General features: G+C 59.6%; 18 protein-coding genes and 1 pseudogene. 8 read left to right on the forward strand and 11 right to left on the reverse strand.

The window, feature by feature from the left end; genetic code table 11:
• Nucleotides 1-876: 876 nt before the first annotated feature.
• A pseudogene (locus EN869_RS01830) lies at nt 877-1,500 on the reverse strand (carbonic anhydrase).
• Nucleotides 1,501-1,723: 223 nt separating this feature from the next.
• Between EN869_RS01830 and EN869_RS34955 the strand changes: the two are divergent.
• Complete coding sequence (locus EN869_RS34955; RefSeq protein WP_245489512.1) at nt 1,724-2,092, forward strand: hypothetical protein; 369 nt, start codon at nt 1,724-1,726, stop codon at nt 2,090-2,092.
• A 73-nt stretch (nt 2,093-2,165) separates the two neighbouring features.
• On the opposite strand, the gene EN869_RS34255 is transcribed toward EN869_RS34955, so the two are convergent.
• The 3 genes from EN869_RS34255 to EN869_RS01845 form a co-directional block, all read right to left on the reverse strand.
• Nucleotides 2,166-2,333 carry a hypothetical protein gene (locus EN869_RS34255; protein WP_167506978.1) on the reverse strand — a complete coding sequence of 56 codons (168 nt, stop codon included), beginning with the start codon at nt 2,331-2,333 and terminating at the stop codon, nt 2,166-2,168.
• Nucleotides 2,334-2,717: 384 nt separating this feature from the next.
• Entirely contained in the window at nt 2,718-2,915 is a 198-nt protein-coding gene (locus EN869_RS01840; protein WP_127227910.1) for a hypothetical protein, read from the reverse strand.
• The gene (locus EN869_RS01845; RefSeq protein WP_127227909.1) at nt 2,912-3,223 is read right to left on the reverse strand and encodes a hypothetical protein; all 312 of its coding nucleotides are present in this window, start codon (nt 3,221-3,223) and stop codon (nt 2,912-2,914) included. The genes EN869_RS01840 and EN869_RS01845 overlap by 4 nt, the downstream gene beginning before the upstream one ends.
• 1,677 nt (nt 3,224-4,900) lie before the next feature.
• On the opposite strand from EN869_RS01845, the gene EN869_RS34260 reads away from it, so the two are divergent.
• Nucleotides 4,901-5,056: a hypothetical protein gene (locus EN869_RS34260; RefSeq protein ID WP_167506979.1), complete on the forward strand. Its 156-nt coding sequence runs from the start codon at nt 4,901-4,903 to the stop codon at nt 5,054-5,056.
• 284 nt (nt 5,057-5,340) lie between these two features.
• The gene (locus tag EN869_RS01850) at nt 5,341-5,520 is read left to right on the forward strand and encodes a hypothetical protein (RefSeq protein WP_127227908.1); all 180 of its coding nucleotides are present in this window, start codon (nt 5,341-5,343) and stop codon (nt 5,518-5,520) included.
• A 540-nt stretch (nt 5,521-6,060) separates the two neighbouring features.
• Here the strand turns inward: EN869_RS01850 and EN869_RS01860 are convergent.
• Together EN869_RS01860 and EN869_RS01865 are read right to left on the reverse strand one after the other, a co-directional pair.
• The gene (locus EN869_RS01860; protein ID WP_127227907.1) at nt 6,061-6,360 is read right to left on the reverse strand and encodes a hypothetical protein; all 300 of its coding nucleotides are present in this window, start codon (nt 6,358-6,360) and stop codon (nt 6,061-6,063) included.
• Between the two features lie 50 nt (nt 6,361-6,410).
• The gene (locus EN869_RS01865; RefSeq protein ID WP_127227906.1) at nt 6,411-7,004 is read right to left on the reverse strand and encodes an SOS response-associated peptidase family protein; all 594 of its coding nucleotides are present in this window, start codon (nt 7,002-7,004) and stop codon (nt 6,411-6,413) included.
• 168 nt (nt 7,005-7,172) lie between these two features.
• On the opposite strand from EN869_RS01865, the gene EN869_RS01870 reads away from it, so the two are divergent.
• Nucleotides 7,173-7,376, forward strand: coding sequence for a hypothetical protein (locus EN869_RS01870; RefSeq protein ID WP_127227905.1), 204 nt, complete (start codon nt 7,173-7,175; stop codon nt 7,374-7,376).
• A gap of 34 nt (nt 7,377-7,410) precedes the next feature.
• On the opposite strand, the gene EN869_RS01875 is transcribed toward EN869_RS01870, so the two are convergent.
• Complete coding sequence (locus EN869_RS01875) at nt 7,411-7,677, reverse strand: helix-turn-helix domain-containing protein (RefSeq protein ID WP_127227904.1); 267 nt, start codon at nt 7,675-7,677, stop codon at nt 7,411-7,413.
• 432 nt (nt 7,678-8,109) lie between these two features.
• Here EN869_RS01875 and EN869_RS01880 point away from each other — a divergent pair, with 432 nt between their 5' ends.
• Together EN869_RS01880 and EN869_RS01885 are read left to right on the forward strand one after the other, a co-directional pair.
• Nucleotides 8,110-8,397 (forward strand): PilZ domain-containing protein, encoded by a 288-nt coding sequence (locus EN869_RS01880; RefSeq protein ID WP_127227903.1) that lies wholly within the window; start codon nt 8,110-8,112, stop codon nt 8,395-8,397.
• 512 nt (nt 8,398-8,909) lie between these two features.
• Entirely contained in the window at nt 8,910-9,305 is a 396-nt protein-coding gene (locus EN869_RS01885; protein WP_127227902.1) for a hypothetical protein, read from the forward strand.
• A gap of 288 nt (nt 9,306-9,593) precedes the next feature.
• On the opposite strand, the gene EN869_RS01890 is transcribed toward EN869_RS01885, so the two are convergent.
• The 4 genes from EN869_RS01890 to EN869_RS01905 all read right to left on the reverse strand — a co-directional run bounded on the left by EN869_RS01890 (nt 9,594) and on the right by EN869_RS01905 (nt 12,174).
• Complete coding sequence (locus tag EN869_RS01890) at nt 9,594-10,304, reverse strand: autoinducer binding domain-containing protein (protein ID WP_127227901.1); 711 nt, start codon at nt 10,302-10,304, stop codon at nt 9,594-9,596.
• Nucleotides 10,305-10,344: 40 nt separating this feature from the next.
• Entirely contained in the window at nt 10,345-10,917 is a 573-nt protein-coding gene (locus EN869_RS01895) for an acyl-homoserine-lactone synthase (protein WP_127227900.1), read from the reverse strand.
• A gap of 89 nt (nt 10,918-11,006) precedes the next feature.
• The gene (locus tag EN869_RS01900; protein WP_127227899.1) at nt 11,007-11,726 is read right to left on the reverse strand and encodes a LuxR family transcriptional regulator; all 720 of its coding nucleotides are present in this window, start codon (nt 11,724-11,726) and stop codon (nt 11,007-11,009) included.
• Between the two features lie 172 nt (nt 11,727-11,898).
• Entirely contained in the window at nt 11,899-12,174 is a 276-nt protein-coding gene (locus EN869_RS01905) for a hypothetical protein (protein ID WP_127227898.1), read from the reverse strand.
• A gap of 332 nt (nt 12,175-12,506) precedes the next feature.
• Between EN869_RS01905 and EN869_RS01910 the strand changes: the two genes are divergently transcribed.
• Together EN869_RS01910 and EN869_RS01915 are read left to right on the forward strand one after the other, a co-directional pair.
• Nucleotides 12,507-13,208 (forward strand): response regulator transcription factor, encoded by a 702-nt coding sequence (locus EN869_RS01910; protein WP_127227897.1) that lies wholly within the window; start codon nt 12,507-12,509, stop codon nt 13,206-13,208.
• Between the two features lie 320 nt (nt 13,209-13,528).
• A complete protein-coding gene (locus EN869_RS01915; protein WP_127227896.1) occupies nt 13,529-14,788 on the forward strand; it encodes an aminotransferase class I/II-fold pyridoxal phosphate-dependent enzyme in 1,260 nt (419 codons plus the stop codon).
• Nucleotides 14,789-14,899: the final 111 nt, after the last annotated feature.

The following is a 14,899-nucleotide window of genomic DNA, read 5'->3' on the forward strand; positions in this document are numbered from 1 at the left end:
AGTCTGCGCCTGAGAAGCGGCCTGTGCCCACCTCATTTGATATGGGCAGCAACTTATTCCGACGTGCAAGAAAGCCGCGCGAGCTGTGAAGGGCAGTGACGGCGCCTAGCACGGCCCCCGTCGATCTCGGCGAGCAACCTCACCGGCACCACACACCTTCGAGGCCGCTTCGCAGTACGCCTGCACCGATGCCTCATCTAGGAACATTTTAGTAGACTTACCGTTTGTTTCGACAGCCAGACCGGACCCCTACAGGCCCGACCGATGGAGCCACCTTTGGGGATAGAAAGAGCAAAGCTCGACGGTGAACTCCGCCACGTCTCTGATGACGTGGACGATGCCGTTCTGATGGACGCGCTGCGCGCACTGTACCGCCGAGTAAAGGTCGTCCACGACTTCGACATCCCCTACATTGCTGGCTATAGCAGAGACGGGGCAACCATCTATATCGACCGGCACATGCCTCTCACCATGGAACGGCGTTCCACCAGGTCAGGATCACGCCTTTCCTCGTCACCCATGAGATCGTAGAGAAGGCACTTCTGGACGAGCTTCGCTTACACTATCTTCACGCGCATCAGATCGCCCTCCGGGCCGAACGTGACGCGGTACAAGCGGCTGGTCTGAGCTGGGGCTGCCTACCAGGCGCTCAACCAAAACGAGAAGCCGATATCGGAAGAGAGGCTCAAGAAGGTGCCCAAGGATCTCGACCTCACGCCGTACCGGGACCTTAAGGATTTCTCGACCCTGCAGCGTTTGCTGAAGGCACCCTGACGTCCGGGAAGTCAGCTCCCTTTAGGCGCCGGCCGAATCCTTCGGAACTGGCTCCGAATTCCGTCGGCGTTTCTGTGGATTTCCATTTTACTGGCGCGGAGCTCACTCCGGCCTCTTGAGCGTCGGGACGTCTGTCCCCGCCGGTTGAGACGGCACGCTGCATTTGAGATCGGAGAGCAGTCCGTCGGTAGACCCAGCCGTGAATGCGCACGCGCTTGCCGCGCTTCCATGCCCACTGCACGATCGGTGTCTGCTCGAGACGGGCAACCTGGTTGCGTGTGCTCATCTCACACACACGGTTGAGACGGGTTGCCAGGTCTGGCAGGCGGTCGAGCTCTTCCTGGTTCTGCTCGGCCACATCGCGGATGGGCTGCAGCCAGTGGTCGATAATGCCATGCCGTTCTCCGTCCAGCGCAGCTCGAATGCCGCCGCAGCCATAGTGGCCGCAGACGATGACATGGGAAACCTCGAGAACATCAATCGCGTACTCGAGCACCGACGGCAGATTCAGGTCGCTGGGATGCACGAGGTTGGCCACGTTCCGGTGGACGAAGACTTCGCCCGGTTCTAAGCCGGTGATGGTGTTGGCGGGCACCCTGCTGTCTGAGCAGCCTATCCAGAGGTATTGCGGTCGCTGCAGATTCGAAAGCCGCTCAAAATAGGCGGGTCTTCGCGGCGGCGTTCCTCGGACCACGCCCGATTCTTCTCAAACAGTTCATTCAGCACATCCGAACTCCAGGCCAGCAGGGCACGGCCAAGGCCGCGCTGGGCAACGATTCTGACAGGGTGGCGCCTAATCGGAGGCACTGTGAGCGCCTTGGGCGGATACATCGTAGGGTTGAAAAATTTCGAGCATTCGTTAAGGCGTGTTAGAATGAAGCGGATGAGAGACCGACAATCCCGGCGTTCGTGCAGGAGGTCGCTGCCACGGGCTGCGATATTTGCGCCATTGGCCGCGGTCACTACGTTTCTGGGTGATGTCGATGTTCCGCGCTGCAAACGTCGAGGGTTATATAAAAAGCTCAGGGACATCGACGCTCGCTTCGGCAGCCGCGACGACCTGCGAAGCAAGATCGCCTTGCACCTGATTTCGATTGGCCGCTATGTCGATGCGCCATCACCAGAGGTAGAAGCCTGGGAGATATTCCTCACCTCCAAACATGAGCTTGATGATGAGGCGCCGGACGCGGCTGTCATCACGGCCTACGATGAAGCGCACATCGCGACCTATGCCGCCTTGCTGGTCGCAGAAGGGGACGGTGCCAACCCGCTGGCTTCGGCTGGTGGGTTTTTTGTTTCACGCTCTCGCGGAATGTAAAAGGCCTCTCCTGACGGGACCTTCGCGGCGAATTGGAGAGTGAACAGAAGCCGATCCTGGTCATCTGTCACGTTCATGATCCCGGCGTCATGTGCTCCCAGAATGACTGTTTGCTGTCGTTTATCATCTCGCCTGCGGCGCGCACGGCTTCCAACCGCGCGGCATCCAGATCGGGCAGATCCACGCCTTCGTCGTCAGAGTTAAATGTGCCGTTGTCGACGTGGCAATAGTAGATGGGCATGCTGCTGGGGCCTTGTTGGACCGGAGAACAACTCTCGACTGACGACTTGATTCGCTTCGGCCCCGTTCACAACGGGAGATCGACGCGGCGGTCGTCCGGCCACCAGGGCTAGCGATTTTTTCACGGTCTGTTCAACCAGTCGGCGGTTGAAACATTGTATTCAGCTGTATGGGACCTTGGGTAAGGGCGGTGTCGGCAGCATTGCCAGCTTTTTTCGGTTCGAAATGAGACAGCATGAGTTCCCGTCGCCATCGAGTGTTGGCACAATCCGTTGCAGGGCCGAAGCATTTTTCTGATTCGAAGGCCTCCCGTACTCGGTAACCGACAGCTCGTACCCGCCCCCCAAAGGCCGTCGGTTGCCACTCTTCTTGCGACTCCGCCGCTTTATGGCAAGTGAGGCGCGTCCCCATCGATGATGAGACGCTCATGCTCCAAGAACGAATGCCAAACCACCTGCCGCGCGTCACGTTCATCCACCATCTGGCCGCACCGCGGGCAGCGGTAGAAATACTCGCTTTCGTGCTCGCAAATTTTCCCGTTCAGATGAGGTTCGAATGCGCCGAGCTCCGAAAGCTTGGTCACGTCGCCTTGTCCACCAGCGGCGCCTTGCGCTTCGGCGGCGCATAGCGCATCACGAGCCTGAGAGTGTCGGCATTCAAAGTGACCGGCACGCCAAGGTTGCCGGTGAGCTTGCCGGCTTCCGCGTCGACAAAGGTGACATCACCCACCAGCTCGATGGGTTGACCCTTCGCCACCGTGGCAGTTTCGACAATCGAATGAGGGTGACCATAGGAGGGTCTTGAGACGCTCACACGGTCCTCGGTGACGCGCCCGCGCACGGTCGCGGTGATGGCGGCTTCATCGCCGATATTGAATGAGCCCTTCGCCATAAAAAGAGTCTGGAGCGGGCAGCGGGTTAGTCAAGCGATCGCTAATGGAACATCACCCGCAGGATAAGGTTGAACAAACAGGTGGCGGGCGGACGGGCTGCTTGCATCATTGGGATCTGCGGGATCTGCTGAAAATCATCTATTGCCTCGGGTCCCGCGCCGCCGGCCGAGACCATCGGAACCTGCAGTTCACTAGGCATGCCACGCCCGAGAAGCGCAAGGGCTGGACGCCTTGTGCTTAAACGGGGGCCGGCCGATAGAGTCAGGTCAGGGACGGCTACCGGGCCGATTTCCGGCGGGACCTGAAGAGGGGACCCGAAGAATCCCGCCTTTGGCAACACCGGATTTGTATCACGTTCGCCAAGGGCCACCGTCGTGCGAACGAACGATCGCGACCTCGCGGTCGTAGGGTTCCTGTTCGGCCGCTGTCTCGGACAACGCGTATCAGCCTGGGACATTACCTCGGCATCGATTTTGCTTCGCATTCTCATCGGCGGAGCGAGACGATGGGATTTTCACCAGACCTGCACGATTCTGACATGAATTTCCGTTGCCCCGGATGCGAAAGAGCAGTGGTCCGAAAAGGGTTATGGATCAAGAGCGCCAAGGTCTTCGTCTGCGACACTTGTAACACGCAAACCCCGCTTACCTACGGGCTCAAGCTCGCCATCTTTGATGCGCATCTGCACTCCAATGACCCGCTTATTTTGTCAGCGTATAAAAACTCCAGACGGCAATGATGAGATTGTTCCTTCTGGCCAACCACATCTTGCAGATAAGGACGCCGGCGAGCGCAATGACGGCGCGCCTGGTGCTCTAAGGCTCGCTGAACTTACCGGTGGATATCTGATTACAGAACCGGGCGGTTTGGCCTCCTCGGCCGCGGCAAGCTTTGGCACGGATTCGCGGCCAATGCGGCGAAGCGCCAATCTCTCAGGCCCAGGGGTTTCCCCGCGTCCGCTGCCAGCCCCGCATGGGGATCCTGTTGACCAACGGTCGCTTGGCGGTTCTTCGCAGCAATCAGGTAGTCGGCTCTGTTCGTGCGGTAGTCTTCATTTTTTGCAGACATCGTTTCCTCCCGGATTCCGCAGGCATGGCCCTCCTTCTGGCCTGACGGGGGCCACACTAAGCTGCCGATATATCGCGCGAGTCCACCAATTGAGGATTGTGTAGAACGATATATCCGGGCAGCGGCTCGATCAGAGGCAGTCTGGCTGCGCAGCCCGTCTGTCGTTCAGCCGCACAGGATGGTAGTTGAGCGCCGACGACCAGCTTTTGAGGCCGCAGCATACGGCGCCCTTCGCCGGGGGCTGTCGGTCCCGCATCCCGCCTGACGGCGGCGCTATGCTGATGCTCCTACGGCTGCCCTGTTGAACCGGTCTCAGGGCCACGAACTTTCTCCAGCACCGAACTGACTTGGTCCCGCTGACGGGCATTTCGGTGCTTCCGCCTTGTACGCCCTTGTTTGCTTTGGTCGCGAGAGAGGCGCGCGGCCCTCTCTCCCCGCAAGCCCCGCCGGCGGTCTCCCCGATCTTCCTTCGCTTGCTCCGTGCAGAGTCGGGTGATCCCCCTCCGCCGCCGGGGCTTGCCTCCCTCACTCCCGCTGCTCGCCGCTGGGCAGAGGTTCAGGGGGCCTGAACCTCAGGACGACCCCTGAAAGCAACAAGGAGCAAGACCATGACCACGACTGAAACCACCATTCCGCTCGGCAAGCTGGTGCCGAGCAAATCCAACGTGCGGCGCATCCTCTTCCACTGTCACCTGCCACGCGCCGTTAACGTGCCGGATAGCGACGGAGCCTGGCCGCGACCCGGGGGGACGCGTCTCCGCTAAGAGCTTCCGGGAGCGATCAATCGGCGCTCGGCTCACATCGAGGACCTTCCTGTCGTGAGACGACTGCAGCGGGCGCGGGTTATGGGGATCCTCTGGCATGTCTCCGGTCTCTCACAGACGGGAGCTCAGTCGGCGTCTCTCAGCCGTCGAGGTCTGGTCACTCCGTTGTCGACGATGCGATCTTAATAGCACCGCGGGGCGGAGGAACAAACATGGCCGCGCCGCCGTTTCTGCGGAAATGCTAAAATAAGGTTCGATTCGTCTGGAATGCGTGGGAGGTTCTGATGCATCCGGATGTCAAACTCGAGAACTTGCGGTTCGCGTCGGCGATGCTGAAGGAAATCCGCAAGAGGACGAGTGCTGCGGGCGAGAACTTGCTGAGCTATCTCATCGACGCGGCCTCAACCGAAGCTGACGAGCGGGTCCGGGCCATTCAGTCTGAAATCAAGGGTCGGCTATCCTGAAGCTGCCGTGTCAGCCGGCGAAAACTGTCCCGCACCCGAGGCGCCAAGGAGAGAGACGCACATGCGAGGCATTAAAACCACCGGGGCAGGCTGGGAGGACGCTTACGATCCAGTCGAATTTGCCGAAAAGCACGGGCTCACTCTCGGTCAGGCCAAAATCATCCTGAATTCGAACGGCCCCTCCCGGCACACGTGCGATATGGCGGCGGTGGCGTTCCGGCGCGCGCTCGAGTTGAAGCGCCCGAGACCGCTCCCGGCCAAGCGGCGGCGAAACGGTGGTGCGGAAGGGCCCTAACGGCCAGGCGGAGTGTCGACGATCATCTCGACCAGCCGATGTTCCTCGGTCACACCCGCACGGTACAGTGCGATGATCCGCATCGCCCGGAGTTCACGGTCGCCCTCGGTTTCGGTGCGAGCCGCACTGCGCTGGAACACACGATTGAGCAGTGAGAGCTCATCAGGGTCGAAAATTCCTTGCTGAACATGACCACTTTCCCCGCCGCGTCCAGGACAGCAGGATTCCGCTAAACGGCGTGGCGGTCAATGCCGCTTTTTGAGGAAGCGGGCTTCCCGGAGCAGCGACTCCCAGTCCGTGCCGATCAGCCTTACCAGTTCGCTTGCCTGCTGTTCAGTAATCCCCGCCTCTCTGACCAGCTTCGCGATGAGGCTTTCATCGGTCTGTTGGCCGTTGCCTTTACGGTCGTCCGTCATGTTGACCTCCTCGCCATCAACCTTGGGCATCGGCCAGGTTTCCTGCGATCGGGCAGCCTGGTGATCCTGACCTTGGAAATCGCAATCGCTGAAGAGGATGGCCGCCCGGCCGACCTCAGTCTTTACCACTGGCTTCACGGCATCATGATCAGGCACTTGAACTGAGAGCAGGCCGCTGGCTATGGGCTCTCGGGGCGCACGGTCTCGACGGATAACGCGCCGGCCGGCAGAGGACGCAGCAGCTCACCTTCCGGTTTCGTTAGGTTCAGCCAGGCCGCCCAGTGCTGGGGCCGGAGGACAACCACCTGCCGGTTGTGATAGGGCGCCACGTCGGAGCCGGGCTCGGTGGTCAGCATGGTGAAGGTTGGCGGCTTGTTGCCGACCGCTTCACGCCAGAGCCCGGCGATCGCCATGAACGGCGCACCCGTTAGCGTGAAGCGGTGTTTGGCCTTCGGATATCGGGCGCCGGTGAATTCGAAGAACGCCGAGGCTGGAATCAGACAGCGCTTGGTGGCGGCGAAGCGCCGGCCCTCGGAGCGGAAGTTGAAGACAGGCCCGCCCTTGGGACTCCCCGGGGGAAAGCCGAAGGTCATTGCGGCGAGCTCGACCGCGTCTCCCGCGGCGCGCATGACGGGCGCCGGGTCGTTGATGCGGATGTCGTCAGCCTGGGGCAGGTCGAGCTCGGTTTGGTGGCTCGGGATTCTGAGGGCCAACTCGGCCATCATCCGGCAGTATTCCGCCCAGGCGATATGCTGCTCATAATCGTTACACATGCGAACCCCTCAGGAGCCACGATACGCTCATCGAGCGGATTGAGGCGGGCCAAGCAATCAGCCACTCAATTCGCGTTGGCGGTTTCGGTTCCGGGGCCGTTTTCCCTGACGATCGGAACAAGTAAAGCGCATCCGGGGTTGATGGCTGCAACTGCGTTGGAGGGCACATTGAAGAGCTACATCGTTGAAATCATGTCGGGTGGGAGCGCGACATCCCACCAGATCGCCGCTGCAGAGACGCCCTTGCAGGCAGCGCGCGCAGCCACTGGCCGCGACGTCTGGGACAGGCGCGAAGAGACGACATGGGTCCGCGTGACGGACGAGGCCGATGGGGTCGTCTATTCGTTCGCGTTCAGAATGCCGGGAACCTGAGTGCCGTTCGCTCAATGGCTGTAAGGGCCGAACTCTACAGCGCGTGCAGGTAGGCGGGGTCGAATTCAGCGATTTCCTTCAGGGCATGGGGATGGAGAATGCGGACGTGCCGATGCTGAAATTCGATCAGCTCTCTGCGCGGAAGCTCCATCAGCATGCGGTTCGCGTGCACGATTGATAGCCCGCAGGCGTCCGCGAAGTCGCTTTGTGTCAATGGCAGCTCGAAGCGACCATTCTCCACCAGGCCGACCATCTGAAGCCGCGCCGCCAGTTCGCAAAAGAGGTGGGCCAGGCGAGCCAATGCCTGGCGAGCTCCGAGGTTTTCGAGCCACTCCTGAGAGATGCGGCCTGGATCAGCGTTTCGCGCCAGAACGCATTCGCCAGTTTCGGCGAGGCCGCAATCAGGCTCCTGAGGTGGGCGTGGGTCACGAAGGCGACGGTCGACCGTCCGACGCCGCAGAGATCATGCTCCATCACGGGCAGATGCAAGGTATGAGATTAGGCATGTCGCCGGGGACGTAGAAGGAGGAGATCTGGTTTCGTCCGGAAACGACCCGCTGGCGGGCGAGGAATCCGGCCATGACGACGGCGCAGCTTTGCGGCCGGTCGCCTTGCCGGAACACCACCGCGGCGGGCATTCCGCCTTATGCGCAACATTGGGCGCCAGTCTGTGGTAAGAGGGCAGGGGGCTTGCGGTCAATTTGGCGCTGAAGGAGCGCGCGGAGGACCCGCCATGCCGGACGAAACGCTACCCCGCCGCGAGCACCGGCAGCGGGTGCTGAAGGGCGCAGCGATCATTACCAGCATCACCAACTCGGAAATCAGCTGCAGCATCCGCAATCAGCACGCGGGCGGTGCCGAGTTGAAGGTGCCGGTGGAGGCCAGGGTGCCCCCGGAATTTCTGCTGTACGTGCCGGTCGACGGGGTCGCCTACCGGTGCGTGATGCGGTGGCGGAAGAACGAGCGGATCGGCGTTCAATTTACCGGCACCGAGACCAAGCCCAGGCTTCACTACGGCTGACAGATCGGCAATATGTGGCTTCCAGTGACCGGATAGCGCCATGAACAAGACCGCGGTAGGGGTGTGTGGGATCATCGCGATTTTGATCGTCTTATATGTCCTCCAGCACAATGGATTGATCAGGTTCTGACGCCAGCGAAGTTTTGGCCCTGAGCGTACTCTTCCCGCAGCGGCGAATGGGCTGTGCCTCAAACCACCTGTGGATAGTAACCCCGCATTCACCGCGACGTCAGGATGCCTGTTGAGCCATCCAGCGCTCGGCGGGCACGGAGGAGGCCTCGACCTCGTGGCGGAACGGTTACGCCGCGGACCGCAAGTCCGCGCATCCTGGTTCGCACGCGACGCATCCTCGCCGCCGTCGGAAACGATCGCCAGCAATAGCCGGCGAGGGGCTCCGCCCCGGCGTTGGGACCGCGACTGCATGCTTTGGTTGGGGAAAAAGTCGCGCCTTTAACGTGGGTTAGGGCGGAACAATTATCATTTGAGGTTAGAGGCCCACGGAGACGCCGCGGATGCCCGAGCTGTACGCCGGGGCCACCCGGACGCCGACGACGTTTCCGGTGCAATACATTAAAGCCAACGTGCCTCAGGCTTGGGCCGCCGGCTCCTGCTTCGCTTTCTTGCAGGCGATGCTTGGCTTCCAGCCTGACGCTCCCAATGGCAAGCTGTACCTAGATCCCCAGCTTCCCGAATGGCTTCCGGAACTCACCCTGAAGGACATGTGGGTCTGCGGCAAACGATTGGCTATCCGGATCTGGCGTGAGGGCACAGAGACTCGTTGGGAGGTCATCAGAGGCGACGCTACCATGGTGGTGCCGCGATGCTGCGCCACAGGCCCACGCTTGCTTGAAGTCGCCCTGAGACCAATTGTCTTCCCAGTGGTTTGTGATTTATCAGAGGTCACGTAAGGAACCCTTACGCCGATCAGCGACTCTCGACAGCACCTCTATGCGTTGAAGCTCGCGTTCGCTCATCAGAACCAATCCCATCAGCTGTCTCCCTCAAAAATGGCGCCCGTGAGAATGGCATCCAGCAAAGGGAAAGCGACATTCCTACTTTGCAGAAGTGGGACATTTTAACTTTGTGCCTACAACTTAAAGTTGCATAACAAACATTATGGAACTTGCGGTAACCAGGCCAGTACACCTGTAACGTTTATTCGGTTAACATTTGGCGTCACCGTTTGCACCGGGCACTCAATTGAGGAGCTTGCGCACCAATGCAATACGGACAGCGTGTGGCAGATTTATCGCCCCGAGCTTTTCTCGCACATTGTCGAGATGATATTGCACGGTTCTGTGCTCTATTCCGAGAATGGCAGCAATCTCCGGCATATATTTTCCCAGAGACGACCACGTGAGGCATGCAGCCTCCTGCGTTGTTAGCCGCGTTTCCGTCCTCTCACACTCAGACGCGCTTAGCATGCTCAGCTTGATGTGGACGAAAGCCACCGCCGTCGCTGTCCGGTGACTGTCATGTAGGGACGAGATTTCAGTGGACTGACGGGAGGACGCCAAGGTGAGCATCGCCACAGTTCCAAAACTCACTTGCAGCGGAATTGTGAGTCCTGACCGAATGCCAAAGTCGGTCGCCTCTGCAACAAACCGCCGCTCTTCCGGCGATCGTCGCCTTGGATGTAGATCTTCGGTCGACCAGGAAAACGGTGCATTGAGTCGTTTCGCTTTCGTCACCACGGGATCGATGCTGGAGTATCGTTTGCGAAAATAGGTCTCTCGCCATTCGGGTGGATAATCGCTCGATACCCCGGCGCCAGTCAGACCGGAATGGAGATATGCGTACCGCTCAAAGCCACAATCCACTACAAACTTCTTCAGAGCGTTTCGCACCGCGCGTTCGTCGCGAGCAAGATCGATGGCGTCGATCAAAGCGTGAACTTGTTCGTCCAACGAGGCACCCCTGTTTAGCCTGACCCTATATCGGCCCGACCTAAATTGTCGTATTCCAGCCGATTGGCTGGCCCGGCTCGGGAGCTTGTTCGATGTCAATCTGCACCGCGGCGAGTTGCATGCCGGCCACCTCGACAAATGGCCCGAGCAGTCCATAGCGAAAACTCGCGGCATCGAACCGCGTGAGCCAATCAGGCTCTATCACGCTCGTTAGTCTCGATACGCCCAGAAGCCTGCACATCTCGGGAACTGAACCCATCAACTGGCCGAAGAGCTTCCCTCCGCGACGATCCCTTCTTATGAAAAATCGGGACCATTCGTGGATCTCACGCCCATGCGGCACAGGTCCATCGACCAGGTGCGAATAACGATCTTGGAGAAGATGAGGGGCGCTCGTCGGCAGGAACCTGTACCCTCCAACCACATGGTCATCCTCGAGGGCGAGCACATAAACTGCGTGGGGTGTATCATAGCCGTCCACCTCGCGCCCGTCGGGTCGGGCAAGCGCCGCCCACCCACGCTCGCCGACAAAAATGTCGTGACGCAACCTGTAGTGTTCCTCCAGGAGATCTTGGTGGCGAGGGTCAGCGCTACCTGTGATGAGACGAATCATGAAATGCGGCCACTCCTATTTGGAGCGACATTCTTAGGAGGCGCTCGCGCCGGCTATTGCCATCTTTAGCCATTGACGCGGGGCGTGGTTCAACCGGCGATCTCCATCGCGCTCAAAGCTTTTGCGACGGCCTGCGTGCGCGTGACGGACCCAGTCTTTCGCATAGCGCCAGCAATGTGCTTGTTCACCGTGGAGTCGGATATGCCGAGTATCTGCGAGATCTCCCACGCTGTTTTGCCCTCCGCCACCCAGGCTAGCACCTCGCGTTCCCGATCAGAGAGTGTCAGGCCTTTGGGACGGCTATGGTCGACGAGCAGTTGAAGCCTGCTCGCGAAAGTAAGCGACAGGACATTCACGGATTCTAGGGCCTCCTTGCGCGTGATTGGCGTCTCGCCGGCAAGCGAAATGCAGCCGGCGAGCGCGTTGCGGACGGGAATGGGAATACATACGCCGTCTTTCAGGCCGGCATCGGCCCCTTCCCTCATGATGCGATCGCCAGCGGATCCCAACGCGCTGGCGCGCATACTGGCCTCTTTCCAGGTGAAGGGTGTCCTAAGGACAAGGGAGGCCATCGCAACCGGATCGCGCTTGATGTAGTCGCGCGATAGATAGTGGGACATCCAGTCTTCGGGCCAGAACCGTTCAAGGACCAGATTTTCGAAGCGCTGGCCGTGGCTTGGCAATCCCGTCACGATGAAGTGGCTAAACCCGAACTGGCGAATAGCGGCGCGATAGAGTCCGATGAGCGCCCCGACGGTTGGGGCATTTGCCAACTGTAAGGCGTCCTGAAGTATGTGCATGGTATTCATCCGGCGCTTCCTTTCGCGTGAATGCCACGGACACGGTAAGAGTTTAATGATGGATTGAGGCTATTGAAGCTGTTTTCGATCATCGGAAGCTACAAAGCAAGCCAAGGCTGAGATATTAGCACTGTCGCAAATTCATCCTGGCAGCGCTCTCGCTTGACCTTCCAATGTGCTATCAGCCGGACGGCTTCTGTTCGTCCGGCAAGGTTTTCCGTACGGACGGTTCTTTTCGATCACTGCGCCTCAGCTGCGAAAAGACAGTGAACCAAAAACGAAAATCATCTTCGCGGCCGGCATAGCGGGCAGTGAAGGCCGCGGACGCAGCTGCGAGCGATGCCCCTGAACCGTAAAGGGCGACTGCGGCGTCAGCAGCCTCGGAAGGATTGGCGAAATGCCATAATGTTAACCGATTTCCGCCAGCCAGTACGTCTTCGCTATCGTGTTGTTCCACGCCAAAATCTCCCGCGGGTTGCGTCCGGCGCGGGGCTGACGAAGCCATTAGACCGGACGTTGTTCACCCACAGAAGTGAGCCACGGTCTCGGGCATCTGCCCGGGAACATTCGTGCCGTCCCTGGTCTTGCGGTCAAGGTGCGCGTTGAGCGCCTCTTGGCAAGGTAGTAATTCTACTACCTATTTCGCTAGGATCGATTGCGATAGCGGTCAGTGTTGACTGTGTCACCTTCGAGGTCGGAATCCAGCGGGTGCTGGTATTGCGGCGAGAGGAGTACGACCGCGCGCGATCTCGTATATCGGCTCGCCTTCGACCGGGAGCAGAGCTGCCGATGGAGCCAGTGGCAATTATCTGCTCACAAGACGCAGAACTCTACATAATCCTCGAATACATTCTTGGCTTGGACGGATACAAAACCTTGCTCGCCGGCAACATCGAGGAAGCGGCGGAACGGGCAAGGGAAACGTCCCCGGTGACGGTCGTCCTGGACTGTCGCCCCAGCGGTCTTCCAGTTGCCAGACTATGTGCGCAGCTCAAGGAGGACCCGACGACTCGCTCTATCCTACTTGTTGCGCTGATCGCACCGGGCGCGGAAGACCAGCATATCCAGCTTTTGAAGGCAGGCGTGGACGACAGCCTCGTGCGACCTCTTGTGCCAGCGAAGTTGTTGGCTTCCCTGCCGTCGAAGCGAACGACGGGCGCGCGTAGCAATGTTCACGCTCACCACGTTCTTAGCTTCGGCGCCATGGAACTGCGCCCCGACAGCTTGAGCGCGCGAAGTGGCGATAGGGAGATCCAACTAGGAGCGATTGAATTCCGCTTGTTACGACATCTGCTCGAAAATCCGCGCCAGGTTTTCAGCCGCCAGGACCTAATTGCGGTCGCGTGGCCAAAAAACATCCATGTCGACGCTCGCACGGTGGACGTACATGTCAGTCGGCTACGCAAGTCGCTGCAAAAGCTCCGAACTGGAATCTCCATCCGAACGGTCCGGTCCGCGGGCTACATGCTTGATGACACAGACAATTTCTGAGCGGCAGAACTGTTGCCATCCTGCACCATCACGTCCTCGCCACTTGCGGCGTGCCGTGAATTTAACACGAAGCTGATTGTTTCTCGCCGGCGCGGGTTTGCCGGATCCGCCTGCGAGTCCCCTCCCCCAGCTTGTTACAACACTGTGAAAGTTTGATTGGATTATTAATTGCCGGTCAGAAGCAATTAACAACAATTCACGCACGACCAGAATATTCTGCTCTATATCCATCCTCTCTCGCGGAAGATGCTTACCCGCGAAAGAAAGATGGGCTCATGTGCCACATCTGTTCGATCCTTTACTCGCGAAAAGAGGTTCAGATGTCGGCAGCAGAATCTTCAGCAAGCGCTGGCCGCGCCGCTCGCTTCCGAAACACTGCCTCGGTCATCGATCGGACTCGGACGTTTTTCGAAGAGGCTCACCGGCGCGGGCTGATGGCCGTCTACGGGCACTCCGCACCGGGAAGGGCCGTCTCACTCACAGCAGGAGCGCGTCGAGGCAACACGGTCACAGATTTTGTGCGCTGTTCCTACCTTGGCCTCGACAATCATCCGGCTATCGTTGCCGGCGCCATCACGGCAGTCGAAGAATATGGCTCGCTTCACTGGTCCTGTGCACGCACACGATTGAATTTTGCGCTCATAGGCGATCTTGAGGGCACCCTCTCCCAACTCTTTGGCGCACGCGTCATTGCGTATTCAACGGTTATGGTCGCCAACATGGGGGCACTGCCGATCATTGCTTCTGGACATCTGACGGAGGGACAGAAACCAGTGATGGTTTTCGACCGTCTGGCCCATGCCTCGCTCGCCTTTCACAGGCCGGTCGTGGCGCAAGAGACCCAGGTCGAGACTATTCCTCACAGCGACCTCGATGCCTTGGAGCAGATTTGCCGGAAGCATCCGGTCGTCGCCTATGTGTGCGATGGCGTCTATTCGATGGGCGGCTTTGCGCCGATCAAAGAACTTCTGAGGTTGCAGGAAAAGTATGGTCTTTTTCTCTACATCGACGATGCGCACGGCATTTCGATCTTTGGTGACAACGGCGAAGGTTTTGTGCGCTCGCAGTTGCCCCCCGAACTTGGCGAGCGCACGATCGTTGCGGCTTCGCTCGGCAAGGGTTTCGGCGCTTCTGGCGGCATGCTCATGCTGGGAACGGTGCATCAGGAAGCGCTGTTTCGCTGCTACTCCCTTCCTCATGCATTCTCTGCTTCACCCAATGTCGCGGCCGTTGGCGCCGCCCTCGCCTCGGCGAAGATTCACCAAACGGCCGAGCTCAAGCTTCGCCAGGAACGCTTGGCCGAGCGGATTGCCTTTTTCGACAAGCACATCGTGACAGACCAGCGCAGCGCCCTGCTGCCAATCCGCATGATCAAAGTGGGTGACGAATTCGCGGCCATCAAGTTCGCGGAGCGCCTGCTCGACGAAGGCTTTTACACATCCGTGACGTTCTTTCCGACGGTTGCTCAGGGTCGGTCAGGCATACGCATCTGCCTGACGGCAAGTCACGAGCTTTCGGACCTGGGGCAGCTCTGCGCCAAGATCGCTTGCTATGAGCAAGAAGCACTGACGGAGGCCTGAGCCACGAACGACATCGATGCCTACGCGGCAATCAGGTCGGCTTCGTCGCGGCCTGTGGGGCCCAGGTGACCACTCAGTCGCATCCGGACAAAGCGGCTTATCGGAGTTTCG

It is taken from the genome of Mesorhizobium sp. M2D.F.Ca.ET.226.01.1.1 (genome assembly GCF_004022705.2).
Taxonomy (GTDB): Bacteria; Pseudomonadota; Alphaproteobacteria; order Rhizobiales; family Rhizobiaceae; genus Mesorhizobium.